Genomic DNA, 26675 nt, shown 5'->3' with positions numbered 1-26675 from the left:
CTTGTGTGGGGGAGGTTGATCGTCCGCCACTGCCCGGGGGCGGGTCAAGGGGCTGAGCGGTGGCTCGGCGCTCCCTGTGCTGGGTTCTTGTAGTCCATTTCCTAAAGTGACCCTTTCCACCCCTTTGTCGTTGTAATGGGGTAGTAAGCGGCCTAGCCTCGGCAAGCGCCTAACCTTGAGGAATGGACATGGACAGCGAAACCCCGAAAAACAGCAGCAAGCCCTATGTCGTGCAAGCCGCGAGCCGCTTTGGCAACAGCGATGCCGAACTGGTGCAAATGAAACCGCAACTGCCAATACGCACCGCACTGATGGAAGCTTCGGGCATCATGGGCTGCATCACCGAGATCACCCGCAAGGCCATCGACAGGCCTGACGACCGCCAGGTGATGATGAAGGCCACGTACTACCTGGCCGGGATGGCCAAGTCACTGATCGACGGCCAGCTGCTGCAGATACGTCAGGCGCGCGAAGGCGGGGGCGAAGCCTAGCCAGGCTTGCCTGGGGGGCGCGAACTTGGCACCCTTGGGCGGTTTTAATCGTCTGTAACACGACAGAAGGAAACATGCATTGAGCTGGGACAAGGTGGGGAAGCTTCTCGTCGCCGTGCTGATCGGCCTGATGGTCCTGTTGGCCGCCTACGCGTTGCTCAGGGGCAATCCGCGCCTTGAGGCGTCACTGACCTATGCCTACCTCACTTACCCCAGCCAGTTCAGCGAGCGGATCAGCAAGGCCAGCGAGCAGCTCAAGTACGAGCAGTTGCAGGGGCGAATCAACGGTATCGTTCAAGGCCAGCTGGCCCATGATCAGGTCGAGCGGCTCATCGAAATGGCGCAGGCTCCTTATGCCCAGCTGTTCGCCAAGCCTTTCGAGGCCGGGCTGGTGGACCACCGTACCGGCCTGCTGATCGAACTGCACAACAGTGGTGATGCGCAGGTCCGGCAGGTGAAAATCCGCCTGCCAGCCAAGGGCCTGGTGCAGGTGCGCGATGCTGCCGGCAACGACACGCTGCTGGAAACCGCCATCGCCCAGGTTGATATCCCTGCCATCGAGCCAGGTGGCACCTGCAAGGTGTGGGTGTATTTCGATGCCGACTACTCGCAGATCCGCCATGGCGGGGTCAGTATCAGCCACGCTGACGGTGAGGCCCATGTGCAGGTGTACCGCGAGGTCATCGGTTTTCCGGCCATGGTAGCCCGTTACAGCCGTGAGCTGATGATACTGCTTGGCATACTGGCGGCCAGTGTACTGGCCTTGGCCTATGCCTGCCTGGCACGTCGTGCGCCGCGGTAAAACAGCCTGCAGAAAGGTGCGTGCATTCGTTCTGCAATCAAGGGTCATTTGCGCAAAACTCAACACGCCCCCGCAGACGACGCTCTATAGTGCTCGGCATGACGAAACCCCTGCCGAGCCTGCCTGATGATCCCTTCTCTGGACGCCATTTTTTCTCGCCTGCGCCTTCGCCAGTTGCGCTTGCTGATCGAGCTGGACCGCTGTGGCTCGCTGCATAAGGCAGCTGAAGCCATGGCCATTTCCCAGCCCGGTGCCACCAAGGCCCTGCGCGAGGTCGAGGAGGTGCTGGGCGTACCGTTGTTCCAGCGAATGCCCAGCGGCCTGGTTGCCAACGACGTGGGCCGCTGCGTGGTGCGCTACGCGCGGCTGATCCACAGCGACCTGGGGCATCTGCGCGAAGAAGTGTTGGGCATCGTCCAAGGCCAGGGCGGGCGGCTGGCGGTGGGCAGTATCATGGGGGCTATGCCCACACTGGTCAGCGCCCTCGGGCGCTTGCGCCGCAAACAGCCGCAGCTGGCAGTGGAAATCGCCGAGAATACCAGCGCCAACCTGCTCGCCCAGCTGGACGAAGGGCGCCTGGACCTGGCCATCTGCCGGCCAGGGCTGGGCCGTAACGCGGCGGAATATGGCTTTGTCGAACTGACCCAGGAGCCGTTGGCGGTGGTCGCGCATCCGCAGCATCCGCTGGCCGGGGCGGCGGCACTCAAGATCAGCGACCTTAGCCATTATCGCTGGGTGGTTTATCCGGCCAACATGCCCATGCGCCAAGCGCTAGAACGCGAGTTGAGCGAGGCGGGGGTGGAGGTGTCACGGTATCCACTGGAGACCTTTTCCACCTTCGCCACCTTCATGCTGCTTGAAGATGACCCGACGTTGGTGGCAGTCATTCCCCGTGCGGTGGCGGCCTTTGCCGAGCAGCGCGGGTTGCTGGTGTCGCTGGCGGTGCCGCTCCGGGCGCTGAGCGAGCCGTTCGGCATCGTGCACCGGGTCGCGGCGCCGTTATCGCCTGCGGCACGATTGCTGGTGGAGGAACTGACGGCGGGTGAAGTGTGACGGTCCCCATTGATTTCCAGTCCGTTGCCGAAGCGCTGGCAGGGATAAGCGGCGGTTATCGGTGGATCAGTTCTTTTCATTATCGGTGGCCCTGTCCCGTCCTCTAGATTGCCCCGGCAGCGCCTGTCAGTCACCCCTGTCACCCTGATTGCATCAAGGAGCAAACCAATGGATCTAGGCATCACCGGCCGCTGGGCCATCGTCTGCGCGGCCAGCCAAGGCCTTGGCAAAGGCTGCGCCGAAGCGCTGGGCAAAGAAGGCGTCAACCTGGTCATCAATGCCCGTACCCAAGCCACTCTGGAGCAGACCGCCAGCGAGTTGCGCAGGGCCTGCCCGGGAATCGAGGTCCATACCGTGGCAGGCGATGTTGCCGATCCCAAGGTGCGCCAGGCGCTGTTGGCGGCCTGCCCGCAGGTCGACATTCTGGTCAACAACGCCGGTGGCCCGCCACCGGGGGACTTCCGTGATTGGGGGCGTGATGACTGGCTGAAGGCGCTGGACGCCAACATGCTCACGCCCATCGAGCTGATCAAGGCGGTGGTAGATGGCATGGCCGAGCGTGGTTTTGGCCGGGTGGTGAATATCACTTCCGGCGCGGTGAAGGCACCGATCGACATGCTGGGTTTATCCAACGGTGCCCGCAGTGGCCTGACCGGATTCATTGCCGGCCTGGCCCGGCAGCAGCGTCTGGCGGGCTGCAATGTGACACTCAACAACCTGTTGCCTGGGGCGTTCGACACGGCGCGCCTGCAAAAGACCTTGAAGGCTGCGGGTGGTGATGTGGAAGTCACTGCCCAGGCGCGGCGCAAGGCAATTCCGGCGTCGCGTTTTGGCGATGCCGCAGAGTTTGGCGCGTATTGCGCATTTCTGTGCAGCGCGCATGCCGGGTACATCACCGGGCAGAACCTGCTGATCGATGGCGGGGCGTACCCCGGAACCTACTGACGCCGTTGGCGCTATTGCTTGCAGTCGCCTTCGCCCTCATGCAGCGCCAGGCTCTGGCGCAATTGTTCAATCATGGCCGCGCGCAGCGCCTGCGGCGCCTGGATGCGGATCGACCCCGCCTGGGACAGCAGCCAGCCCATCAGCGCGCGGTTGTCGTCGACGGTGGCCACCAGCGCGGCGCCGCCACTAGCCTGCGGCGTCAGTTGCATATCGACGGACAGGGGGGATTGCTCCAGGCGGCGGGCCAGCGCGTCATCGACCCAGGCATAAAGTACGACGTGTGTCGGTGGGGTAAGTGCGTCGGGTTGCAGCTGCTGCGCTTCGCCCAGGCTCAAGCCCGGTTGCCAGTACCAGCCATAAGGCATGCCTTTACTGTTGCACTGAAGCGGGAACAGTGCGGCGAGCTCGACCAGGTCGCGCTCGACGGTGCGTTTGCTGGTGGTATGGCCCACGGTTGTCAGGGCAGCCTGCAACTGGGTGGAGCTCATTCCCGGGTGGCGGCCGGGCAGCAACTTGAGCAGTTGCCACTGGCGGGCGATGGTGTGGCGGGTCGGGTGGCTGGGCAAAGGGCTCGTCCTTGAGGGCAGGCACGAAGCCCGTCCGGATAGTGGCGTTTAGCTATTGCTCAGCATACCTTTTCCCGGAATGGGATCCAAGTTCTCGCACGCGCCCTTGGCTCGAGGCGTGGACGAGGCCTTTGTGGGAGATCGCCCAGCCCCTTTGACTGCGCCGTCGCGCAGAGAACTCAGCGTGCAAGCGGTCAGCGTACCCGGACAAAAAGGGCTGCCTTGCAGATGTATTACGTGCGACTCCGAACGCTTGCGGCCTGTTCAACCATAGGTTGAAACCTGACAGGGGTGTAATTGAAGTCTTTGGTTTTATAGATGTTTTTTTGCAAGATTTTGATTTTTGTGTATTGTTTGTCTTGTTGTGGCTTGGGTATCGTGCTGACGGTTCCGCTATACGCTTTTACGATTGTTCGGGTTATATCTGAAAAACGTTGGCCAAACGACAGTTGCCCGTTTGGTCCAGGTTCTCCAGAGTGACAAGCGATAATGTGTATTTTTTCGTAGCGCTCAAAGCTGATTTTTTGGGTGGATAGGTGTTCGTAAAGTGCATCTGCATCCATTCCGGCGACCTTGGAGTTTTCTCCGTCTGCATAGATAGTGAGCGTTTTCTTTTGCCAGAATCGTTTTCTGGATGTAAATACCCCCAAATTGTTCTCCCTCAGCAGAACCTTGCCTCGCATATGCCCCGTCGGATCAGAGGCATTTACAGGGTCCCCCGCCAGGTAAGCGTAGCAGTTGATACCACCAGCTCCGAATGGGCTCACTGAATCAGGGTTTGCGAATCTCATCAGCATTGGGTTGTAGCCGCGATAGCCGTTACCTAATAAGTAATATGAGGTAACAGGGTCGCAGTACTCTCCCTTGAACCCCGCAAGCATGCCCCCAGCCGCCTGAAAATATCCCCATGGACTGAAAACTACCCGTGCCGTGCTTTTGATGGTCAATAGCATCAAGGTCGAGCCTTTCACGTCACATGCTAGCAATTCTGTACGTTCGTTGCCCGATTGTTTATGTACAAAGAATAGAGCGTGAACGTTAGCTCGCAGAATCGAAGATGCACCGTTGTCTTGCAGGGTAGTGGTGATCTCATCATTGCTATATAGATATAACATTTCAGCGCTCCATTCCTTTGTTTTCTGGTTAATGATGGAGTCATTTATCTGATTCGAGCGTCATGCGCTACTGGTAAAAAAGCCAGGTGTTATTTCACCTTGCCATTGCGCCCCGCGGGGCGCTCCGGGGTGCATGGCTGGAAATGATGAAGTGCGGCGGGGAACCTTCGATATGAAGTAAGGGGAACAAACGAGGCGGACAGCGGCGCCCTTACAGGAAGGTGTGGCCCCAAACAGATGTGGAGCGGCTTTACATCCCACTCCGCCGCACATGCTTCACCAACACCTTCTCCAACAACTCCCACATCGCCGGGTCCGTACTGAACGCCACGTTGAACCGCATCCACCCGGTCGCCTTGGCGTCGACCATGAACAACTGCCCTGGGCCTAGCATGATGCCTTTCTCCAGCGCATCGTCCAGCAACGCGGCACTGTCGGGAATCGCCGGATGGCGGGTCCAGATGTACATGCCTTCATCCGATTCGGTGAACAATTCAAAGCCCAGTCGATGCAGATGCCGGCCAACTTCCTGATGCGCCTCGGCCAGGCGCTGGCGCAGGCGCTTGAGGTGCTTGCGCCAGCGCCCGTCGATGATCGCCGCATACACCACGCGCTCCATCACCTGCGAGGTGGTCAGGCCTGAGCGCATCTTCAGGTGCAGCAGTTTTTGCATCAGTTCGGGGTTGGCCAGCATGTAGCCGACCCGCACGTTGGGCGAAATGCTCTTGGAATAGCTGCCCACGTACACCACCTGCTGCAGATGGTCGAGGCTGGCCAGGCACGGCTGCGGCTCGGCGACCATGTCGGCGTACAGGTTGTTCTCCACCAGGCGGAAGCCATGCTGGCTAGCAAGCTGCAGCAGGCGGTGCAACTGCGGCAGCGGGGTGCGGGAGCACGTCGGGCTGTGCAGGTGCGGCTGGGTGAAGAACGCCGTCGGGCGGTGGTGGCTGAGCAGTTGCTCCAGCTGGTTCAGGTCGTAGCCGGCCGGTGTACGTGGCACGCCTACCAGGGTTGCGCCTTGGGTGCGCAGGATGCTCATGAGGTTCGGGTAGCCGGGGTCGTCCACCAGCACCACATCGCCTGGGCGCACCAGTGTGCGTGCGGCCAGGTCCAGGGCCTGGCTGGCGCCGTGGGTGAGCATCAGCTGTGCCGGGTTGGCGACGATCGACAGCTCTTGTTGCAGGTTCTGTGCGGTCAGTGCACGCAGCTCCATCAGGCCCATGGGGTCGCCGTACCCCGACAGCTCCAGCGGGCTGCCGGCCACCTGGCGCAGACCGCGGCGCAGGCCGTCTTCGTACATCCAGTCGTTGGGCAGCCAGCCGCACCCCGGTTTGTACGGCAACTGGCGGATTTCGAAAATCTGCTGCAGGTACCACTCGGAGTTGAACGTTGGTCGACTGGTGTCGGCCTCGGTGTTGTGCTGCTCCAGCAGTTCGCCCGCCGCACGGTTGACGAAGAACCCCGCATTGCCACGGCTCACCAGCAGCCCTTGGGCGACCAGGCGGTCGTAGGCCTCTACCACGGTGAAGGTACTCACCGAATAGCTTGCGGCAAAGGCGCGAATCGACGGGACCTTGGCGCCTGGCTTGAGGGTTTGGTTGTCGATCAGCTCGCGCAGCCCATCGATGATCTGGTTGACCAGCGGGGTAGAGGAGTCTGGATGTAATTCGAACATTCGGGGCCTTCAGGGTGCGTATCGCCTGGCGTCTGCAGGGTGTACTGCATGGGCGACCTATACAGTGCAGTGCGAGATTCATGCCACTGTGCATGGCTCTCTGCGTCGGACATTTTTACATTAGGTGTCGGATATCGCCACATAAAGCATGTTCAGTTCGCCTCAGGCAGTCGCCCTGGGGCGCGTCAGCAGGCCGCCATGGAAGGCCTGCGTGTGTAATTCACACCATCCTGCCCGCATTAGCACTGATGTACAGGTGAAATCGCCAGCCATCGGGGTTTCACAGTTTTCCTTGGATAAAAAGAAGCACGGGGTACACAACTGATGGACGCAACATCCACAACCACCACCGCGAAAAGCGGGCACGAGAGCAAGCTCAGTGCCTCGCTGAAGTCGCGCCACCTGACGATGATGTCGATCGCCGGGGTTATCGGCGGCGCCTTGTTCGTCGGTTCCGGCAGCGTGATCCACAGCGCCGGCCCAGCCGCTGTCCTGGCCTACCTGGCAGGCGGCATCCTGGTGGTGCTGATCATGCGCATGCTGGGTGAAATGGCGACTTCCTCGCCTGACACCGGCTCGTTCTCGACCTACGCCGACCGCGCCATTGGCCGTTGGGCCGGTTTTACCATCGGCTGGCTGTACTGGTGGTACTGGGTCATCCTCATGGCCTGGGAAGCCTATGTGGCGGGCAAGATCCTGCATGGCTTCTTCCCCGACGTCAGCGTCAACGTGTTCGTGCTGGCCACAACCCTGTTGCTGATCACCGTCAACTTCTTCAACGTCAAGCACTACGGTGAGTTCGAGTTCTGGTTCGCCTTGATCAAGGTGATTGCGATCGTCTGCTTCCTGATCGTGTGTACGGCTGCCGTGATGAACATCTGGCAGTTCGGTGAAGTGCGTGGCATCAGCCACCTCACCGCCGAAGGCTTCATGCCCAATGGCATCACCACTGTGATCGGTGCCTTGCTCGGGGTGATGTTCGCCTTCCTCGGCGCCGAAATCGTTACCATCGCGGCCTCCGAAGCCAAGGACCCGGCTGCGCAGATCGTCAAGGCGACCAACTCGGTGGTCTGGCGTGTGTGCCTGTTCTACGTCGGCTCGATCTTCCTGATCGTCTGCCTGGTACCGTGGAACGACCCGCACCTGGGTGTTTCTGGCTATGGCGCTTATCGCCGTACCCTGGAGCTGCTGGGGGTGCCGTATGCCGAGCTGTTGATGAACTTCGTGGTGCTGACTTCCGTGAGCAGCTGCCTGATCTCCGGCCACTACACCGCTTCGCGCATGCTGTTCTCCCTGGCCCAGCGTGGCGACGCGCCGTCGTTCTTCAAGATCACCCGCGCCGGTACCGGTGTACCGGTGTACGCGATCATGGGTTCGTGCGCCGTGGCCGTGGTATGTGCATTGATCAACTTCAGCGAGACCCTGCGCCCGAAAGACGTGCTGGACACCCTGATGAACACCACCGGCATGATCGCCCTGCTGGTGTACCTGGTCATCGCCTTCTCGCAGCTGCGCATGCGCCGCAAGCTGATTGCCGAGGGCAAGGAAGTACGCCTGAAGATGTGGCTGTTCCCGTGGCTGACCTACCTGGTGATCGCGTTCATCGTGGCTGCCCTGGTCACCATGGCCTTCATGCCTGACTACCAGATCCTGGTCATTTCCACCGGTATCGCTGCGGCGGTCGTGGTGGCGATGGGTGTGGTGCACCAGATCCGCTCTGGTAGCAAGCAGCACTAAGCGTCACTCGCCTCTGGAAACGGCCGGCTCCCTTGGGGACCCGGCCGTTTCGCGTTGTTGGGCCTGGGCTTTTTCTGCGGGCATGTGGAAACGCTGGTTCATCCACGGTGAACCGAGCAGGGCTGCCGCAGCGATCAGGGCCAGGATGGCGAGGGCGATGTAGGTCTTCACGGGCGTGCGCATGCAAGGACTGACTTCAAGCACAGGTGATCAGTTCCGGCGTAATCCGTTCGCAACCGTCCCGCCGGGCGACAGATGGCATATGCTAGGCACATAGTCCGCCCAAAGGAGCCGCACATGGCCTGGTCCGCCAACCAGTATTCCCTGTTCGAAGACGAACGCACACGCGCCGTACGCGACCTGATTGCCGCCATCCCGCCACGGCCGGTGCGCCACGCCACCGACCTGGGGTGCGGCCCCGGCAACTCGACCGAAGTGCTGCTGCAGCGTTACCCCGATGCCCAGGTGACGGCACTGGACAGCGACCCGGACATGATCGACAAGGCCCGTGAGCGCAAGCGGCTGTGCATCCCGCGTGTGCGCACGGTCATTGCCGACATTGCCGGCTGGACTGCCCCCGAGCCGCAGGACCTGATCCTGGCCAATGCCTCGCTGCAATGGGTACCTGACCACGCCTTGCTGTATCCGCACCTGGTGCGCCAGCTCAGCGAAGGCGCCAGCCTGGCCGTGCAGACCCCGGACAACCTTGACGAACCGGCCCACCGGCAGTTGCGCGAGATCGCAAGCCAAGGCCCCTGGGCGGCGAAGTTCGCCGACTTGCAGCTGCCGCCACGGCACAACGCGGCGTTCTACTACGATTTGCTCAGCCCGCTGTGCGCACGGGTGGACGTGTGGCGCACCACCTATCATCACCCGTTGGTGGGGGGCGCCGAAGCGGTAGTGGAATGGTTCAAGGGCTCGGCGTTGCGGCCTTATCTGGCCAGGCTTGATGAGCAGGAGCAGGCCGACTTCCTGCAGATGTACCTGCAGGCCATGCAGCGCGATTATCCGCCAGCCTCTGATGGCAAGGTCCTGTTGCCCTTCCCGCGGTTGTTCGTGATCGCTACCCGCTAGGGCGGCGCCAGCGCCAGGCCACGTAGCTGTAGATGCCGAGGTTCAGCGCCAGCACGAGGGTGCCCAGCAGCAGCTGGATCTGCGGGGTCAGGCCGGCGGGGTAGATCAGTTGCCAGACGTAGTGCTCGACGAAGCTGCCCTGGTAACCTGCGTCACCGGCGGCATTGCGCATGCGGTTTTCCCAGGTGGTGAGCGGGCAGCCCAGGTGCAGGCACTCCACCGCCAGGCCCCAGGCCAGGACCGGCAAGTGCAGCAACAGGGCAGGGCGCCAGCGCAGCACCAGCAGCCCGCCGAACAGCACCAGCAGGATGAAGGCCAGGTGCAGCAGCACCAGGGTGTCGGCGGCAAGGCGGTAGAGCATGGGTTGGGTGCCCGGGGATTGGGGTTATCCCAGCATAGTTGGGTTGCCTGATCTGGCCTACACCCCTTCCTCGACCATCTGCAGGAAAGTCGCCACCACCCGGCGCGTACGCTGCTCGCTCAGGCACACCAGGGTCTCGGTCAAATGCCGCTGGCAATCGACGATCGGCAATGCACACACCCGCGCATCGGCACCGAACTCCGCCGCCGACACCACGCCCACGCCAATGCCTACCACCACCGCTTCACGCGCCGCTTCCCGGCCTTCCACCTGGATCGCTGCGCGTATCCGCAGGCCGGCACGTTGCATCTCTTCCTCCAGCGTCTGCCGCGTCACCGAGCCGGGCTCGCGCAGCACCAGTGGCGTGTCGTCCAGGTCGGCCAGGCTGATCGAGCCACGGCTGGCCCATGGGTGGTTGTGGGAAACGAACGCCACCATCGGGTCACGACGCAGCGGCAGGCAATGCAGGCGCTCATCGTCGACATCGCGCCCCAGCAGGGCCAGGTCGGCCTGATAGCTGAACAGCCGCGCCAGCGATTCGTCGGTATTGCCGGTTTCGATCTTCACCTGGATGCCTGGATAGCGCTGGCAGAAGCGGGCGATCTGCGGCAGCACGTGCACCGGCGCATCCACTGCCAGCACCAGGCTGCCGGTCTGCAGCGCACGCGAGTCGTGCAGCAGTTCCTGGGCTTCGGCCTCGCAGGCGAACAGGCGCTGGCTGATGCCCAGCAGCCGCTCGCCAAGGTCGGTGAGCTGCACCGAGCGTTTGTTGCGGTGGAACAGCAATACGCCGAAGCGCTCCTCCAGTTTGCGTACCTGGTCGGACACCGCAGGCTGGGTAAGAAACAGCCTTTCAGCGGCGCGGGTAAAGCTGCCGTGCACGGCCACCGCGTGGAAAGCCTTGAGTTGAGCGTGGGAAACCGACATGACGACCTCAGTAACAAGCTGGGCTTATGTGTGTAATACGATAAATCGATTTTATTTATCTTACAGCAACTGTTTCCATGGATTTCAGCCCGACGCTGGCACCACGAATGCCGCCAAGGCCATGGCGCTCACACGGCGCCACCTGACCCGATGACAGCCTCGTCATCGCTGTGCGTAACACAAGAACAAGACAGGCGTTTCTTCACATTCTGCCGGCACACTTGAGCAAGAGGTCAGACTTACATGAATCAATCCCTAGCCGCGTTCAAACGCTGGCGCATTCAGATTTTCGCCATCACCTGGCTGGCTTACGCCGCCTTCTACTTCACCCGCAAAGCCTTCTCGGTGGCCAAACTGGGCATCGCCGAAGACCCAGGCTTCATGCTCGACAAGGCCGCCATGGCCAACCTGGATGCCATCTACCTGGCCGCCTATGCCGTGGGCCAATTCACCTGGGGCATGCTTGCCGACCGCTTCGGCCCGCGCGTGGTGGTGCTGGGCGGGTTGCTGATTTCTGCGGCGGCGGCAGTCGTGATGGGCAGTTACGCAACCTTCCCGATCTTCGCCACCTGCATGCTGGTACAGGGCCTGGCGCAATCCACCGGCTGGGCCGGCTTGTGCAAGAACATCGGCAGCTTCTTCCCGGCTTCGCAGCGCGGGCGGGTGCTGGGCCTGTGGAGTTCCTGCTATGCCTTCGGCGGCCTGGTGGCCTCGCCGTTCGCGGGCTGGTGGGCCTACACCCTGGTGGGCACCTGGCACGCGGCGTTCTTCTCCAGCGCGGTCGTGGTGGCGCTGGTGGCGGTGCTGTTCTTCTTCCTGCAGCGCAACAAACCCGAGGACGTCGGCTTGCCGGCGGTTGAGCCCGAGCCGCAAAGCATGGCCCCGGCCGACAACCTGTGCAGCGTGTGGGCACCCCTGAGGGAGATCCTGCGCAACCGCACGGTGTTGACCCTGGGCCTTGCGTACTTCCTGCTGAAGCCGGCGCGCTACGCCATCTTGCTGTGGGGCCCTGTGATCGTCTTCGAGCAGATGCCCTCGGTGGGCAAAGTGGGCGCGGCAATCATCCCGACTGCTTTCGAACTGGCCGGGCTGCTTGGCCCGATCATGATCGGCCTGGCCTCGGACAAACTGTTTGGCGCCCGGCGCATGCCAGCCTGCGTGATCAGCCTGGTGCTGCTGACCGTGACATTGGCGGCGTTCATGGCGGCCATGAACACCGGCAGCGTGCTGCTGGTGGTGGCCTTGCTGTTCGTCATGGGCCTGACCCTGTACGGGCCGGACTCGATGATCAGCGGCGCTGCAGCCATCGACTTCGGCACCGCCAAGGCCGGCGCCACCGCAGCAGGTTTTGTCAACGGCTGTGGCTCGGTGGGCGCGGTGCTGGGTGGGCTGCTGCCGGGTTACTTCGACGGCGTCACGGTATTCATCGTGTTCGCGGGCTGTGCGCTGTTCTCGGCGCTGGTGTTGCTGCCGCACTGGAACAGCCGCCCGGCCAGCAGCGCGCAAGGCACCGACGTGGCACCGAACACCAGCATGGCAATCAAGCCACTGCGTACTTAAAGGAAAGCGAGCGAATGAGACCCTTCTGGCTGCAACAGGCCCTGGATTCTGCGCAGGAGGCGGTATGCCCGCCGCTGCAAGGCGATACCCGTTGCGATGTGTGCATTGTCGGCGGTGGGTACACCGGCCTGTGGACGGCGCTGATGCTCAAGGAAGCGGTACCGGCCCTGGATGTGGTGCTGATCGAGGCCGACATCTGTGGTGCCGGTGCCAGCGGCCGCAATGGGGGCTGTGCGTTGTCCTGGTCGGCCAAGTACTTCACCCTCGAACGCCTGTTCGGGGGGGCGGAGGCGGTGCGGCTGGTGCGTGAGTCGGAGCGCAGCATTACAGACATCGGGGTGTTCTGCGCGGCCAATGGCATCGACTGCGACTTCCGCCTGGACGGCACGCTGTACACGGCCACCAACGCAGCCCAGGTCGGTGCCACCGACGCGGTGATCGCCGCGCTGGAGCACAAGGGCATCAACTCGTTCCGCCGCTTGCCGCTGGAGCAGGTGCAGCGCCTGGCCGGTTCTGCACGGCACCTGGAGGGCTGGTTCTCGCCGGCCGCCGCCACCGTGCAGCCGGGCAAACTGGTGCGCGGCCTGCGCCGGGTGGCCTTGCAGCGCGGCGTGCGCCTCTACGAAGGCACCGCCATGACCGGCCTGGAGCACGGCGCCCCGGTGCAGGTACGCACGGCCCACGGCACACTGCGCGCCGACCGTGTAGTGCTGGGCCTCAATGCCTGGATGGCGCGCGTCTTCCCGCAGTTCGAGCGCAGTGTGGCGATCGTTTCCAGCGACATGGTCATTACCGAACCGTGCCCCGAGCTGCTGCGCCAGATCGGCCTGGACAGCGGGATCAGCGTGCTCGACTCGCGTATTTTCGTGCACTACTACCACAACACCTCCGATGGCCGGCTGATGCTCGGCAAGGGCGGCAACACGTTTGCCTATGGCGGGCGCATATTGCCGGTATTCGACCAGCCGTCGCCGTATCGGCGGTTGCTGCGCGAAAGCCTTGGCGGCTTTTTCCCGGCCTTGGCCGAGGTGCCACTGGCGGCCAGCTGGAACGGGCCGTCCGATCGATCAGTAACCGGCCTGCCGTTCTTTGGTCGGTTGGATGGGCAGGGCAACGTGTTCTATGGCTTTGGTTACTCCGGCAGCGGTGTTGGCCCGTGCCACATGGGCGGGCAGATTCTTTCGTCGCTGGCGCTGGGGCTGGACAACCCGTGGACCCGGTCGCCGCTGGTCAAAGGGCCGCTGGGGCTGTTCCCGCCCGAGCCGATCCGCTACCTGGGTTCGCTGATGGTGCGCAATGCCATCCGCCGCAAGGAGCAGGCCGAAGATCGTGGTGTGCGCCCGCGAAGGCTGGACGTGCGGTTGGCGCGGTTTGCCGCAGCGGCGGGCAAGGCCGATAAAGGCTGATGAGATTTCTTGTCGATCCCATGCTCGAGGGCGTATAAAATGCACCCACTTTTGGCCGGTCGCTTCCTGAACCGGCCGCTGAAACAAGAGAGTCGACATGGGCGCACAGTGGAAAGCCAAACATAGAGAAACAGCGGCCAATGCCAAAGGCAAGATCATGGGCAAGCTGTCCAAGGAAATCCAGATCGCGGCCAAGTCGGGTGCCGATCCCGACATGAACCCGCGCCTGCGCCTGGCCATCGTGCAAGCCAAGAAGGCTTCGATGACCCGCGAGACCCTGGATCGGGCAATCCGCAAGGGCGCTGGCCTGGACGGTGATGCCGTGCAATACCATGCGGTGAGCTACGAAGGTTTCGCACCGCACCAGGTGCCGCTGATCGTCGAGTGCCTGACCGACAACATCAACCGCACCGTCGCGCAGATCCGCGTGCTGTTCCGCAAGGGCCAGCTGGGTGCCAGCGGTTCGGTAGCGTGGGACTTCAACCATGTAGGCCTGATCGAAGCCACGCCTGCGAGCGCTGACGCTGATCCGGAAATGGCCGCGATCGAAGCTGGTGCCCAGGACTTCGAGGAAGGTGAAGAAGAGGGCTCGACCCTGTTCATTACCGACACCACCGACCTGGACGCGGTGCAGAAGGCCCTGCCGGAGCATGGTTTCACCGTGACCGCGGCGAAAATTGGTTACACCCCTAAAAACCCGGTAAGCGCGGCCAGCCTGAGTGCTGAAGCGTTGGCCGAGGTCGAGGCGTTTCTCGAGGCGATCGACGAGCACGATGACGTGCAGAACGTCTATGTTGGCCTGACCGAGTAATCGTCGGGGCCGCGTTGCGGCCTGTTCGCGGGCAAGCCCGCTCCCGCAGGTTTTTCACGATGCTGAACCGTGTGAGAACCCTGTGAGAGCGGGCTTGCCCGCGAGAGGGCCCTTGAATTCCACCGCAGGGAGCCTGCATGAACCCCACCTTCGCCTCCCTCAGCCTCGCCCACCTGCGCACCCTCGACCACCTGTTGCAGCTTAAAAACCTCAGCCACGCGGCCGAGCGCCTGGGTGTCAGCCAATCGGCCCTGAGCCGGCAGCTGGCTCACCTGCGTGAAGCCTTCGATGATCCGTTGCTGGTGCGCCAAGGGCGTGGTTATGTGCTTAGCGAACATGCCGAAGCCCTGGTCGAGCCTTTGCGCCAGGTGCTCGAAGAACTGCACGCGCTGCGCCAGCCCGCCATCTTCGACCCGGCGCGCTGCGAGCGGCGGTTCTGCCTGGCCGCTTCGGACTATGTGGCCGAGCACATGCTGCCGCTGCTGGTGGCGGCGCTGGAGCGCGAAGCGCCAGGTGTGTCGCTGGAGTACCGCACCTGGCAGGCCGGCCAGTACGCCTTGCTGGCCAGCGGAGAAATCGACCTGGCGACCACCTTGTTCGACGAGTCGCCGCCCAACCTGCACGGACGGCTGTTGGGTGAGGACCGCGCGGTATGCCTGATGCGCCAGGATCACCCGCTGGCCGCGCAGGCCGCGCTCAGCCAGGCCGACTACCTGGCGTACAAGCATGTGCGCATTTCGGGCGGTGGCGACAAGGACAGCTTCATCGACCGGCACTTGCGTGCACAGGGCCTGCAGCGGCGGGTCAGCCTGGAAGTGCCGTTCTTCTGCGCCACGGTACAAGTGATTGCCAGCAGTCAGGCCGTGGCCACGGTCCCCGAGCACATCGCCCGGCAACTGAGCCGTTTGCATGACCTGGCCTGGCGACCACTGGGCTTCATCGACCACAGCCAGCGCTACTGGGTCGTGTGGCACCAGCGCCTGCAGGCCTCGGCCGAGCACCGCTGGTTGCGTAACCGGGTATTCGAGTTGTGGCGCCAGTCGCAGTTCGGGGTGCAGGGCGGGCATGCGGGTTCGCCATAGCAGCTATGCGGTAAGCGAGGTTATTCGGCTGGGGATAGGTGCCTAGACTGGGGCATTGTGTTGATTGTGCGGCTTCTTCGCGGCTGTAGGCGCGGGTTTACCCGCGAAAGGGCCAGCACAGGCAATGGATAACCCCCAGGAGAGCTAGCGTGACCCCCGAACAATTCCGCCAGTACGGCCACCAACTGATCGACCTGATTGCCGACTACCGCCAGACCGTGGGCGAACGCCCGGTCATGGCCCAGGTCGAACCTGGCTATCTCAAGGCCGCCTTGCCCGCAACTGCCCCTCAACAAGGCGAACCTTTCGCGGCCATTCTCGACGACGTCAATAACCTGGTCATGCCCGGCCTGTCCCATTGGCAGCACCCGGACTTCTATGGCTATTTCCCTTCCAATGGCACCCTGTCCTCGGTGCTGGGGGACTTCCTCAGTACCGGTCTGGGCGTGCTGGGCCTGTCCTGGCAATCCAGCCCGGCCCTGAGCGAACTGGAAGAAACCACCCTCGACTGGCTGCGCCAGTTGCTTGGCCTGTCTGGCCAGTGGAGTGGGGTGATCCAGGACACTGCCTCGACCAGCACCCTGGTGGCGCTGATCAGTGCCCGTGAACGCGCCACTGACTACGCCCTGGTACGTGGTGGCCTGCAGGCCGAGCCCAAGCCTTTGATCGTGTATGTCAGCGCCCACGCCCACAGCTCGGTGGACAAGGCTGCACTGCTGGCAGGTTTTGGCCGCGACAATATCCGCCTGATTCCCACCGACGAACGCTACGCCCTGCGCCCAGAGGCACTGCAGGCGGCGATCGAACAGGACCTGGCTGCCGGCAACCAGCCGTGCGCCGTGGTTGCCACCACCGGCACCACGACGACCACTGCCCTCGACCCGCTGCGCCCGGTCGGTGAAATCGCCCAGGCCAATGGGCTGTGGTTGCACGTTGACTCGGCCATGGCCGGTTCGGCGATGATCCTGCCCGAGTGCCGCTGGATGTGGGACGGCATCGAGCTGGCCGATTCGGTGGTGGTCAACGCGCACAAATGGCTGGGTGTGGCCTTCGATTGCTCGATCTACTACGTGCGCGATCCGCAACACCTGATCCGGGTGATGAGCACCAATCCCAGCTACCTGCAGTCGGCGGTGGATGGCGAGGTGAAGAACCTGCGCGACTGGGGGATACCGCTGGGCCGTCGGTTCCGTGCGTTGAAGCTGTGGTTCATGTTGCGCAGCGAGGGTGTCGACGCATTGCAGGCGCGGCTGCGGCGTGACCTGGACAATGCCCAGTGGCTGGCGGGGCAGGTCGAGGCGGCGGCGGAGTGGGAAGTGTTGGCGCCAGTACAGCTGCAAACCTTGTGCATTCGCCATCGACCGGCGGGGCTTGAAGGGGAGGCGCTGGATGCGCATACCAAGGGCTGGGCCGAGCGGCTGAATGCATCCGGCGCTGCTTATGTGACGCCGGCTACACTGGACGGGCGGTGGATGGTGCGGGTTTCGATTGGTGCGCTGCCGACCGAGCGGGGGGATGTGCAGCGGCTGTGGGCACGTCTGCAGGACGTGATCAAGGGCTGAAGCCTGTACGGTACCTGTATGAGCGGGCTTGCCCGCGAAGGGGCTGCAAAGCAGCCCCTGCAATCTATCAGTGGCTCACCGCCTGAAAGCTACCTTTACGGCTGGCTTCATAGGCTGCCTTTTCCATCGGCTTGGCGTCCGGGTTGCCCAGGTCTTCCATCGCCAGGCGGTGGGTTTCCGGGGCAATGTAGGCTGCCAGGGCACACACGCCGGTGATGAAGAAGGCCAGCCCACCGACTACCAGCGGAATGTTGTCCGAGCCGGGTGGGGCAACCATTGCGAACAGCGCGGGCAGCATGGCGGTCAGCATGGTGCCGATGTTCTGCGCGATGGCCATGGCGGTAACGCGGTAGCGGGTGTGGAACAGCTCTGGGTAGAAGCTTGGGAACACCGCGTTGTAACCCTGGTAGACCATGCCCCACATGACGATCGAGGCCGCGAACGCCATTGGCACGTTCTGGATGCTGATCGCATACAGGTAGACGAAGGCCAGCAGGCCAGAGCCCAGGCAGCCAGCGATCATGGTCGGGCGACGGCCGATCTTGTCCGACAGGTTGCCCACGAACGGGATCACCAGCACCGCGACGATGTTACCGACCACCGGAATCCACAGGTATACGCTCTTGTCGAAGCCGATGCCATACGCCGGCTGCACCGCGTAGGCCGCACCGAAGATGGTGGCAACGACCGGGATCACGTTCATCAGGGCCATGAACATCACCAGCACCATGTGCTTCCAGCTGTGGCGGAAGGCCTCGCTGATGGGCGACTTGGCAACCTTGTCCTGTTTCTCTTCTTGCACGAACGCTGGGGTTTCGTGCACTTCCTTACGGATGATGAAGCCTGCAATCAGCACGATGGCGCTCATCAGGAACGGAATGCGCCAGCCCCATTCGGTAAAGGCTTCGCTGGGCATGAAGTAAGCCAGTGGCAGGAATACCGCCGCCGCCAGAACCTGGCCCGCTTGCACACCTTGCAGGGTGAAACTGGCGTAGTAGCCTCTTCGGCCAAACGGCGCGTGCTCCATGATCATCGAGCTGGCACCGGAAATTTCCCCGGCCACGGCAAAGCCCTGGATCAGGCGCAACACCACCAGCAAGGCCGGTGCGAGGTAGCCGATGTCGTGGTAGGTGGGTAGCAGGCCGACAGCCATGGTCGACAGGCCCATCAGGAACATGCACAGCAGCAGGACGTTCTTGCGACCGCGGGTGTCACCCCAGTGGCCCAGTACGAAGGCGCCGATCGGGCGTGCCAGGTAGCCCACGCCATAGGTGGCCAACGAGGCAATGATGGCCATTTTCGGGTCGGTGTTAGGGAAGAAAATCTGCGGGAAAATCAGCGCAGCGGCCTGGGCGTAGATGAAGAAGTCGTAGTACTCGAGTGCCGAGCCTATCCATCCACTGGCGGTCGCTTTCTTTGCTTGCGAGCTGGAGTGAGCCATCGTTGTCTCCGTTGTTATTGTTGTTTGCGCAGGTTCCGCCAGAGGTTATGCCAAGGCAGGAGGCAACGGTCGGTGTGCCTGCGTCTGTGGTCCATGTTGACCACGGGCCCGCGGTCTAGCAATTCGCTAAAACGGGTTTTGTGCGATAATCGAACGCAAAACTAACCATTCCGTACAAAGAGATTGAAGCGACGACTTTACCTGCGAATAATCGATCGTGCCATAAACTGTGACAGGGGTTGTTTGCCCGAATGGCACCGTATTCCTCCAACAACAAGGAACTCCCGCCATGCAGCGTTCGATCGCTACCGTGTCCTTGAGCGGCACTCTGCCGGAAAAGCTCGAAGCCATCGCCGCCGCCGGTTTTGACGGCGTCGAGATCTTCGAGAACGATCTGCTCTATTACGCTGGCAGCCCGCGCCAGGTGCGCCAGATGTGCGCCGACCTGGGCATTGCCATCACCTTGTTCCAGCCTTTCCGCGACTTTGAAGGCTGCCGCCGTGACCGCCTGCAGAAAAACCTCGACCGCGCCGAACGCAAGTTCGACCTGATGCAGGAGCTGGGTACCGACCTGGTGCTGGTGTGCAGCAACGTCCAGGCCGATGCCCTGGGTGACGAGCAACTGTTGGTCGACGACCTGCGCCTGCTGGGCGAACATGCCGGCAAGCGTGGCCTGCGCATTGGTTACGAAGCGCTGGCCTGGGGCCGCCACGTCAACACTTACCAGCAAGTGTGGAACCTGGTGCGCCAGGCCGACCACCCGGCACTCGGGGTGATCCTCGACAGCTTCCACACCTTGTCGCTCAAAGGTGACCCCAGCGCGATCCGCGACATCCCCGGCGACAAGATCTTCTTCGTGCAAATGGCCGATGCGCCGATCCTGGCCATGGATGTGCTGGAGTGGAGCCGCCACTTTCGCTGCTTCCCGGGGCAGGGCGAAATGGACATGGCCGGTTTCCTGGCGCCGATCCTCGCCACGGGTTACCGTGGCCCGCTGTCGCTGGAAATCTTCAACGACGGCTTCCGCGCCGCACCGACCCGGCAGAATGCCGCCGACGGCTTGCGTTCGCTGCTGTACCTCGAAGAACAGACCCGCTTGCGCCTGGAGCAGGAGAACACGCCGATCGAACCTGGCGTGCTGTTCTCCCCGCCGCCGGCCAGCGCTTATGACGGCGTGGAGTTCCTGGAGTTCGCGGTCGACGAAGCCGTCGGCGCGCGCCTGGGCAACTGGCTGAAGCGCCTGGGCTTTGCCGAAGCCGGCAAGCACCGCAGCAAAGAAGTGCAACTGCTGCGCCAGGGTGATATCAACATTGTGCTGAACGCCGAACCGTATTCCTTCGGCCACAACTTCTTCGAGGCCCATGGCCCATCGCTGTGCGCCACTGCGCTGCGGGTCAAGGACCAGCAAGCGGCCTTGAAGCGGGCCACCGCCTTCCGTGGCCAGCCGTTCCGCGGCCTGGTCGGCCCCAACGAATGCGAAGTGCCGGCGGTGCGTGCGCCCGATGGCAGCCTGCTGTATCTGGTGGAGCAGGGCACTGCCGGCCACACCCTGTACGATACCGACTTCAGCCTGGACAACAACGCAACCGCTACCGGCGGCCTGCGCCGCATCGACCACATGGCCCTAGCCTTGCCGGCCGAGTCGCTGGACAGCTGGGTGCTGTTCTACAAGAGCTTGTTCGACTTCGCCGCCGACGACGAGGTGGTGCTGCCCGACCCGTATGGCCTGGTCAAGAGCCGCGCCTTGCGCAGCCAGTGCGGCACTTTGCGCCTGCCGCTGAACATCTCGGAAAACCGCAACACCGCCATCGCCCATGCGCTGTCAAGCTACCGTGGTTCGGGCGTGCATCACATCGCTTTCGATTGTGACGACATCTTCCGCGAAGTGGCGCGGGCCAAGCTGGCAGGGGTACCGCTGCTGGAAATCCCGCTGAACTACTACGACGACCTGGCGGCGCGTTTCGATTTCGACGACGAGTTCCTCAGTGAGCTGGCGTACTACAACGTGCTGTATGACCGCGACGCTCAAGGTGGCGAGCTGTTCCACGTCTATACCGAGCCGTTCGAGGAGCGTTTCTTCTTCGAGATCATCCAGCGCAAGGCGGGGTACGCTGGTTACGGCGCTGCCAACGTTGCGGTGCGCCTGGCAGCCATGGCCAAGGCCCGTAGCGGGGCGGCGCGCAAGCCGGTGCTGTAGTCGCCTGCACCGGCCTGTCTTGTGGGAGTGGGGTGAACCCTGCTTCCACAGGATTATTACGGCCCGATTCAGTGACGCTCAGCCACCATCAACAACGACTGCGGCACCGCGCTCTGCGGATGCTGCGGTTCCTGCAGACTGACCAGCCTCAACCCCGCCATGTCCAGCGCATTCAGCCAGCTGGCCAGGGTGCGGAAATACCAAGGCATCGGTTGCCAATCCCCGGCAAACCCGGCAAAAGACTCCTCTCGCCAGCCATCCTGATAATCCCCGTCGGCCACGCTCCACGGGTGCAGGGTCTGGATCACCAGCGCACCGCCTGGCACCAGCAAAGTACGCATGGCCGACAACAGTTCAATGATGTCCTGGTGCAACAGCGCGAAGTTGGCGCAGATCAGGTCATAGTCCTTGCCAACAGGCACCTTCGCCTCAGCCAACTGCGCATAGCTGGCCAGGTGCACCTCACCCGCGCCCGCAGCTCGCGCTGCATCCACCAGCGTTCTGTCGCCGTCGACGCCCACGGCCTCGATACCCCGGTCGGCCAGCGCGCGCAGCAGCCAGCCCTCACCGCAGCCCAGGTCGAGCACCCGTTCGGGCTGGCGGCCAAGGATGGCCAGCAGGATGGCCTGGTCAGTGACCTGGCGACGGCTTTCGATGGCGCCATGGCGTACGGCGTCGATCCAGGCCTGGGCGTTCTGGTGCCAACTGTCGAGCAAGGCGTCTTCAGGGTTGCGCATGATCGGCTCCATCAGCGGAAAAGGTGAAGGGCGAGCCCGGCAACGGCGCAGCCGATCAACACGTGTATCACCCCGCGCTTGTAGCGGAACAGCGCCACAGCCGCGGCGAGCGCTATCACCGCCGAGGACCAGTGGAACGCGCCATCGAACCCGTCCGGCCACAGCACGTGGTAGCCGAAGAACAGCGCAAGGTTGAGGATTACCCCCACCACCGCCGCAGTGATCCCGGTCAGTGGGGCGGTGAACTTCAGTTCGTTGTGGGTCGACTCCACCAGCGGGCCTCCGGCGAGGATGAACAGGAACGAGGGCAGGAAGGTGAACCAGGTCACCAGGCCCGCTGCCACTGCGCCCGCGAGGAACGCCTGGTGGGCGCCGAACATCGGCTGCAGGTAGCCACCGACGAAACCGACGAAGGCCACCACCATGATCAGCGGCCCGGGCGTGGTCTCGCCCAGCGCCAGGCCATCGATCATCTGCGTCGGTGACAGCCAGCCATAGTGGCCGACAGCCCCTTGATAGACATAGGGCAGCACCGCATAGGCACCGCCGAAGGTCAGCAGCGCCGCCTTGGTGAAGAACCAGCCCATTTGCGTCAGTGTGCCGTGCCAGCCAAAGGTCGCCATCAGCAGGCCCATGGGCAGAAGCCAAAGCGACGCAACCGTCAGCAGCAAGGTCACCAGGCGGCCCCAGCTGAAGCAGGCGTGCGCGGGTATCGGGGTATCGTCGTCGATCAGTGCCGGGCGCTGGCGGGCCCTGACTGCGCTGTGGCCCCCACCGGGCGCGAACTGTGCTGGCCGCAGCCGGCCGCCGACATAACCCAGCAGTGCGGCCGCCAGCACGATCAGCGGGAAGGGGACGTCAAGCGCGAAAATGGCCACGAACGAGGCCGCGGCAATGGCCCATAACCAGCCGTTCTTCAGCGCCCGCGTGCCAATGCGGTGGGCGGCATGCACGACGATGGCGGTCACGGCCGGCTTGATCCCTTCGAAAATCCCGGCGACCACCGGTACTTCGCTCCAGGTCAGGTACACCCACGACAGGCCGATCAGGATGAACAGCGACGGGAGCACGAACAGAGCGCCGGCAATCACCCCGCCCCAGGTGCGGTGCATCAGCCAGCCGATGTAGGTGGCCAGTTGCTGGGCTTCGGGCCCGGGCAGCAACATGCAGTAGTTGAGGGCATGCAGGAAACGCCGCTCACTGATCCAGCGGCGCCGCTCCACCAGCTCCTGGTGCATGATCGCAATCTGCCCGGCCGGGCCGCCGAAACTGACGAAACCCAGCTTCAGCCAGAACAGCAATGCCTGGCCAAGGCCGACAGAGGCGGGTGTTTGCCCGGCAGTTTCTTGCAGGTGTTCAGCCATGCGGTGTGCCCTTGCTTTCAGCCAGTCGCAGCGCGTTGGCGCTTGATTCGGTACATGTGCCCGTCAGCATGGCGCAGTAACATGTCGGCATCGTTGCCGTCTTCGGGAAAGCGGGCCACGCCAATACTGCAGGACGGTGCATCGATGCCGGCAAATTCGGCGTCGAGCGGTTCGGCCATAACCGCGAGAATGTGCTGTACGTGCGTGGCAATGGCCTCCGGCGACGGGCAGTCGGGCAACAGCACGGTGAATTCGTCGCCGCCCATCCGCGCTACCGTGCCAGCCGCCCCTACGCAGCGTTCCAGGCGGCGGGCCAGCGTGCACAGTACCCGGTCACCCACGCTGTGGCCGTGGTTGTCGTTGATCTGCTTGAAGTCATTGATATCGAGGAACAGCAAGGCCAGCCTGCGGTTGTGACGCCGGGCCGCGGCCAGGGCAGTGTCCAGCCGTTCATTGAACATGGCGCGGTTGGCCAGCCGGGTCAGCGGGTCATGATGGGCGAGGAAGCGCAGTTCGTCTTCGGCCTTGCGCTGGGCGGTAACGTCCCGCGCCACGCCGATACGCGCTTGGGCCTCCTCGGACCAGCAGGCCGCCCACAGAATGTGCACCACGCTGCCATCCTTGCGAAGGTAACGGTTGCAAAAGTCGTAGTGCGGCTGGCCGTTCATCACCCGCATGATCGAGGCGCGCGTGGCCGCGAGGTCGTCAGGGTGCATGTAGCGGGTAATCGGCGTGCCGATCAGTTCGCAGGCCTCGTAGCCCAGCAGTGTCTTGCAGGCATCACTGACGAACACGATCTGGTTGTCCCTGTCGACCACGAATACCGTGTCCAGCATCAGGTGGATCAGCCTGGGATACAACGCTTGCAGGTCTACGGGCATGGCTCAGGGTGTCCGCGGCAGGGTGACCGATCATAGCCTGAAGGAATACGTCGCAGCTACGGCAGCCTGCAGGGCGGGTGCCCCTTCCTTGAAACTGGCAACGACCGCATCGAAAGGTGCGGGGCTCGTGGATCGTTGCCACCGGTCAGGCCTGGCTGGCCTGTTCGCAGTACAAGGCTGCTCGTGCAGGGGCACTTCATAGCTTGAGGTCGCTATCAATTGCTGACTATCAGCTCCGGCCCCAGGTAATCATTGATCTGCTCGATATCATCATCCCCCAGGCTGCCCACCGACGAGGCCAGCCGCAGGCGCGACATCAGGTAGTTGAGCTTGGCCTCGAACAGGTCATGGCGGGCGTCATACAGCAGCTCCTCGGCATTGAGCACATCCGAGTTGGTGCTGGTACCACCTTCCTTGAAGCCCTTGCGGGTCGAGGTCAGCGAACGCTCGTTGGAGGCCACGGCCTTTTCCAGTGCCTGAATGCGCAGGGCGCCACTCTGCACGCCACGGTATTCGCGGGTCGTGTTGGAAATCACCTCCTGGCGAGTGGCGTCCAGCTCATCCAGGGCCTTGGAACTGTTGGCGCTGGCCTGGCGGGACAGGGCACTGGTGCTGCCACCGCTGTACAGCGGGATGTTCAGCTCCAGCCCGATCGAGCTGTAGTGGTTGCGCTGGTTCAGCTCGGAAATCGACTGGCTGCTGCCCGCGGTGTAACCCGCCACGAAATCCAAGGTCGGGTAATGCCCGGAGCGGGCGCGGTTGACTTCTTCCTCGGCCAGCGCGTAGCTGTGCCGGCGTGCATGAATCAGTGGGCTGTCAGCCTGGGCCTTGACCAGCCACTCCTGCAGGTTGCCCGGCATCAGCGGCGGGGTGCTGAAGCCCGCCTGCAGGGTGGTCAACGCCTGCGGGGTTTCACCAATGTATTCCTCCAGCTTGCGCCGGGCATTGACCAGGTTGTCCTGGGCGTCGATCAGGTCGGCCTCGGCCAGGTCGCGGCGGGCCACCGACTCGTCGACGTCGGTGATGGTGCCGGCGCCCAGTTCCATGCGCCGCTTCGCCGATGCCAGCTGTTCTTCGAAAGCGCTCAGCTTGGCCTTGGCCAGGGTGATGGTTTCGCTGGCCAGCAGCACGTCGAAGTAAGCGTCGGCCAGGCGCACCGCTGCGTCCTGGCTCTTGGCGTCGAACACCGCCACGCTGTAGTCGGCTCGTTGCTGGCCCTGGCGGTACTCGGCCATCTTCTGTTTGTTGAACAACGGCTGGCGCAGGCGCACGTTGGCGCCCTTGGAGTCATAGTCGAGGTCATTGTCCTGGCCATTCTGGCGCTGGCTGCCATTGACCTGGTTGAAGTAGGCCGAGGCGTTGATCTGCGGCAGCAGGCCGGCCTCGCCGATGGCGCGGTTTTCGCCACCGGCTTGTTTTTCATGCACGGCAGCGCGGTAGATCGGGCCCTGGTACTGCAACAGGTCCCAGGCTTGCTTCAGGTCCATGGCACTGGCCTGTACGGCAACTCCCAGCAGGCACACCATCAGGCATGGGCGTTTCATGTCATTGCTCCTTGAACGCGGCGTCCACACGTTCGAGCATTGGTTTGAGCAGGTAGCTGAGCAGGTTGCGCTCGCCGGTCTTGATGGTGACGGTGGCGGGCATGCCGGGGCGGATGTGGTTGCTGCCCAGCAAGCCCATGCCGGCCGGCGTCACTTCCACCTGGGCCAGGTAGAACGGCTGCTTGCTTTCTTCGTCGAGCAGCCGGTCGGCGGAAATGGTTTTTACCCGGCCGGGAATGTTCGGCGTCTGCGCATGGTTGAAGGCCGGGAAGGCGATGTCCACGGCAAGGCCTGGGACCATCTTGTCGATCGCCTGCACCGGGATCATCGCATCGACCTGCAGCGGCTGGTCGAGCGGTACCACTTCCATGATCTTGGCCCCGGGCTGGATGATGCCGCCGACCGTGGCGATGCTCAGGCCCTGGACCATGCCGTCGATCGGCGAGCGGATCACCGTGTGGGTCACTTCATAGTCCAGTGCGCGCAAGCGGTCGGCCAGGGTGGTGTTTTCCTTGGCGGTATCGGTCAGTTGCGACTCCACCTCCTTCAGGTAGTCGTGCTGGCGCTGCAGAATGCGCAGCTTGATCTCGGTGGCCTGGCTGCGCGCCCGGGCAATGTTGTTGAGGTTTTCGGCCTGGCCGGCGGACAGGTCGGCATTGCTGCGTTCCAGCTCCAGCAGGCGGTTGCGGGGTACATAACCTTCGGCGGCCAGGACCCGGGTGCCTTGCAGTTCCTGGTTGAGGAAGCCGATCTGCGAGGCGCGGGCGCCGTACACCTGCTGCAGGCCCTTCAGTTGCACTGCCGAGGCCGTGAGGTTTTCTTCAAGGATGCTCAGTTCACCGGCAAGGCCCGCGCGGCGGGTATCGAGCAGGCGCTGTTGCAGGTCCATGGCGGCCAGCAGGCGTGGGTCATTGGCGTAGTGTTCAAGCAGGGCGGGGTCGAACGTGACGGTATCGCGGCCATCGCGCTCGGCTTCCAGGCGGTTTTCCACGGTCTTGCTGACGATGTACTGGGCGCTGAGTGCGCCTTGCTCGGCCACCGCACGCAGGGCATCGAGGCGCACCACTTCCTGGCCTTTCTTCACCACATCGCCTTCGCGCACCATGATCGCTTCAACGGTGCCACCGCTCAGGTGCTGGACTGCCTTTCGGTTGCTGGTGACCTTGACCGTACCGGTGGCGACCACGCCGGCGTCCAGTGGCGCCAGGCAGGACCACAGCAGGAAACCGCCGAAGCCGGCGATGACCAGCCATACGCCCCAGCGTACCGGGCGGCCCGCGTCCAGATCGATCAGGTGGCTGCTCTCGGCGGGGATCAGTTCGGCATGTTGAGTCATCTGCATGG

Annotated in this window: 24 protein-coding genes; 12 read left to right on the top strand and 12 right to left on the bottom strand. The window is 63.2% G+C overall.

Annotated features, from left to right (window positions below):
- The first annotated feature begins 188 nt into the window (after positions 1 to 188).
- The 4 genes from LU682_RS17945 to LU682_RS17930 all read left to right on the top strand — a co-directional run bounded on the left by LU682_RS17945 (position 189) and on the right by LU682_RS17930 (position 3291).
- Positions 189 to 491, top strand: coding sequence for a DUF3077 domain-containing protein (locus LU682_RS17945; protein WP_003250754.1), 303 nt, complete (start codon positions 189 to 191; stop codon positions 489 to 491).
- Positions 492 to 570: 79 nt separating this feature from the next.
- Positions 571 to 1293 (top strand): hypothetical protein, encoded by a 723-nt coding sequence (locus tag LU682_RS17940; protein ID WP_010953468.1) that lies wholly within the window; start codon positions 571 to 573, stop codon positions 1291 to 1293.
- Between the two features lie 126 nt (positions 1294 to 1419).
- A complete protein-coding gene (locus tag LU682_RS17935) occupies positions 1420 to 2346 on the top strand; it encodes a LysR family transcriptional regulator (protein WP_010953469.1) in 927 nt (308 codons plus the stop codon).
- A 168-nt stretch (positions 2347 to 2514) separates the two neighbouring features.
- Positions 2515 to 3291 carry an SDR family oxidoreductase gene (locus tag LU682_RS17930; RefSeq protein WP_010953470.1) on the top strand — a complete coding sequence of 259 codons (777 nt, stop codon included), beginning with the start codon at positions 2515 to 2517 and terminating at the stop codon, positions 3289 to 3291.
- 11 nt (positions 3292 to 3302) lie between these two features.
- Here the strand turns inward: LU682_RS17930 and LU682_RS17925 are convergent, their stop codons facing one another.
- The 3 genes from LU682_RS17925 to LU682_RS17915 all read right to left on the bottom strand — a co-directional run bounded on the left by LU682_RS17925 (position 3303) and on the right by LU682_RS17915 (position 6647).
- Positions 3303 to 3857, bottom strand: a complete 555-nt coding sequence (locus tag LU682_RS17925; protein ID WP_010953471.1) for a WYL domain-containing transcriptional regulator — start codon at positions 3855 to 3857, stop codon at positions 3303 to 3305.
- A gap of 233 nt (positions 3858 to 4090) precedes the next feature.
- On the bottom strand, positions 4091 to 4972 hold the full coding sequence (locus tag LU682_RS17920) for an RHS repeat-associated core domain-containing protein (RefSeq protein WP_051122553.1): 882 nt from the start codon (positions 4970 to 4972) through the stop codon (positions 4091 to 4093).
- Positions 4973 to 5222: 250 nt separating this feature from the next.
- Complete coding sequence (locus tag LU682_RS17915; protein WP_010953472.1) at positions 5223 to 6647, bottom strand: aminotransferase-like domain-containing protein; 1425 nt, start codon at positions 6645 to 6647, stop codon at positions 5223 to 5225.
- Positions 6648 to 6971: 324 nt separating this feature from the next.
- On the opposite strand from LU682_RS17915, the gene LU682_RS17910 reads away from it, so the two are divergent.
- Positions 6972 to 8384 (top strand): amino acid permease, encoded by a 1413-nt coding sequence (locus LU682_RS17910; protein ID WP_004575400.1) that lies wholly within the window; start codon positions 6972 to 6974, stop codon positions 8382 to 8384.
- 3 nt (positions 8385 to 8387) lie between these two features.
- Here the strand turns inward: LU682_RS17910 and LU682_RS17905 are convergent, their stop codons facing one another.
- Positions 8388 to 8567, bottom strand: a complete 180-nt coding sequence (locus LU682_RS17905; RefSeq protein WP_049587168.1) for a hypothetical protein — start codon at positions 8565 to 8567, stop codon at positions 8388 to 8390.
- 114 nt (positions 8568 to 8681) lie between these two features.
- Here LU682_RS17905 and tam point away from each other — a divergent pair, with 114 nt between their 5' ends.
- A complete protein-coding gene (gene tam / locus LU682_RS17900; RefSeq protein ID WP_019438830.1) occupies positions 8682 to 9458 on the top strand; it encodes a trans-aconitate 2-methyltransferase in 777 nt (258 codons plus the stop codon).
- Here tam and LU682_RS17895 read toward each other — a convergent pair.
- On the bottom strand, positions 9448 to 9819 hold the full coding sequence (locus LU682_RS17895; RefSeq protein ID WP_010953475.1) for a DUF2784 domain-containing protein: 372 nt from the start codon (positions 9817 to 9819) through the stop codon (positions 9448 to 9450). The two genes, tam and LU682_RS17895, sit on opposite strands and share 11 nt — an antisense overlap.
- Before the next feature lie 57 nt (positions 9820 to 9876).
- Positions 9877 to 10746 (bottom strand): LysR substrate-binding domain-containing protein, encoded by an 870-nt coding sequence (locus LU682_RS17890; protein WP_010953476.1) that lies wholly within the window; start codon positions 10744 to 10746, stop codon positions 9877 to 9879.
- Between the two features lie 243 nt (positions 10747 to 10989).
- Between LU682_RS17890 and LU682_RS17885 the strand changes: the two genes are divergently transcribed.
- The 5 genes from LU682_RS17885 to LU682_RS17865 all read left to right on the top strand — a co-directional run bounded on the left by LU682_RS17885 (position 10990) and on the right by LU682_RS17865 (position 17167).
- The gene (locus LU682_RS17885; protein ID WP_010953477.1) at positions 10990 to 12306 is read left to right on the top strand and encodes an MFS transporter; all 1317 of its coding nucleotides are present in this window, start codon (positions 10990 to 10992) and stop codon (positions 12304 to 12306) included.
- 14 nt (positions 12307 to 12320) lie between these two features.
- Complete coding sequence (locus LU682_RS17880) at positions 12321 to 13712, top strand: FAD-dependent oxidoreductase (protein ID WP_010953478.1); 1392 nt, start codon at positions 12321 to 12323, stop codon at positions 13710 to 13712.
- A gap of 97 nt (positions 13713 to 13809) precedes the next feature.
- Positions 13810 to 14523, top strand: a complete 714-nt coding sequence (locus tag LU682_RS17875) for a YebC/PmpR family DNA-binding transcriptional regulator (RefSeq protein ID WP_004575404.1) — start codon at positions 13810 to 13812, stop codon at positions 14521 to 14523.
- Positions 14524 to 14660: 137 nt separating this feature from the next.
- Positions 14661 to 15605, top strand: coding sequence for a LysR family transcriptional regulator (locus LU682_RS17870; RefSeq protein ID WP_010953479.1), 945 nt, complete (start codon positions 14661 to 14663; stop codon positions 15603 to 15605).
- A gap of 149 nt (positions 15606 to 15754) precedes the next feature.
- Positions 15755 to 17167 (top strand): DOPA decarboxylase, encoded by a 1413-nt coding sequence (locus LU682_RS17865; protein WP_010953480.1) that lies wholly within the window; start codon positions 15755 to 15757, stop codon positions 17165 to 17167.
- A 67-nt stretch (positions 17168 to 17234) separates the two neighbouring features.
- Here LU682_RS17865 and LU682_RS17860 read toward each other — a convergent pair whose 3' ends face one another.
- Positions 17235 to 18608: an MFS transporter gene (locus LU682_RS17860; RefSeq protein WP_010953481.1), complete on the bottom strand. Its 1374-nt coding sequence runs from the start codon at positions 18606 to 18608 to the stop codon at positions 17235 to 17237.
- Positions 18609 to 18897: 289 nt separating this feature from the next.
- On the opposite strand from LU682_RS17860, the gene quiC reads away from it, so the two are divergent.
- Positions 18898 to 20805 (top strand): 3-dehydroshikimate dehydratase QuiC, encoded by a 1908-nt coding sequence (gene quiC / locus LU682_RS17855; RefSeq protein WP_003250790.1) that lies wholly within the window; start codon positions 18898 to 18900, stop codon positions 20803 to 20805.
- 68 nt (positions 20806 to 20873) lie between these two features.
- Here quiC and LU682_RS17850 read toward each other — a convergent pair whose 3' ends face one another.
- The 5 genes from LU682_RS17850 to LU682_RS17830 all read right to left on the bottom strand — a co-directional run bounded on the left by LU682_RS17850 (position 20874) and on the right by LU682_RS17830 (position 26673).
- Positions 20874 to 21542, bottom strand: coding sequence for a class I SAM-dependent methyltransferase (locus LU682_RS17850; protein WP_049587171.1), 669 nt, complete (start codon positions 21540 to 21542; stop codon positions 20874 to 20876).
- An 11-nt stretch (positions 21543 to 21553) separates the two neighbouring features.
- Entirely contained in the window at positions 21554 to 22906 is a 1353-nt protein-coding gene (gene chrA / locus LU682_RS17845; RefSeq protein WP_010953483.1) for a chromate efflux transporter, read from the bottom strand.
- 17 nt (positions 22907 to 22923) lie between these two features.
- A complete protein-coding gene (locus LU682_RS17840; RefSeq protein WP_010953484.1) occupies positions 22924 to 23787 on the bottom strand; it encodes a sensor domain-containing diguanylate cyclase in 864 nt (287 codons plus the stop codon).
- Positions 23788 to 24002: 215 nt separating this feature from the next.
- Positions 24003 to 25331: a TolC family outer membrane protein gene (locus tag LU682_RS17835; protein ID WP_049587173.1), complete on the bottom strand. Its 1329-nt coding sequence runs from the start codon at positions 25329 to 25331 to the stop codon at positions 24003 to 24005.
- 1 nt (position 25332) lies between these two features.
- Positions 25333 to 26673 (bottom strand): HlyD family type I secretion periplasmic adaptor subunit, encoded by a 1341-nt coding sequence (locus tag LU682_RS17830; protein WP_010953486.1) that lies wholly within the window; start codon positions 26671 to 26673, stop codon positions 25333 to 25335.
- Positions 26674 to 26675: the final 2 nt, after the last annotated feature.

The sequence above is a fragment of the Pseudomonas alloputida genome (assembly GCF_021283545.2).
GTDB lineage: Bacteria > Pseudomonadota > Gammaproteobacteria > Pseudomonadales > Pseudomonadaceae > Aquipseudomonas > Aquipseudomonas alloputida.
This window is presented reverse-complemented; position numbering and strand designations above follow the sequence as displayed.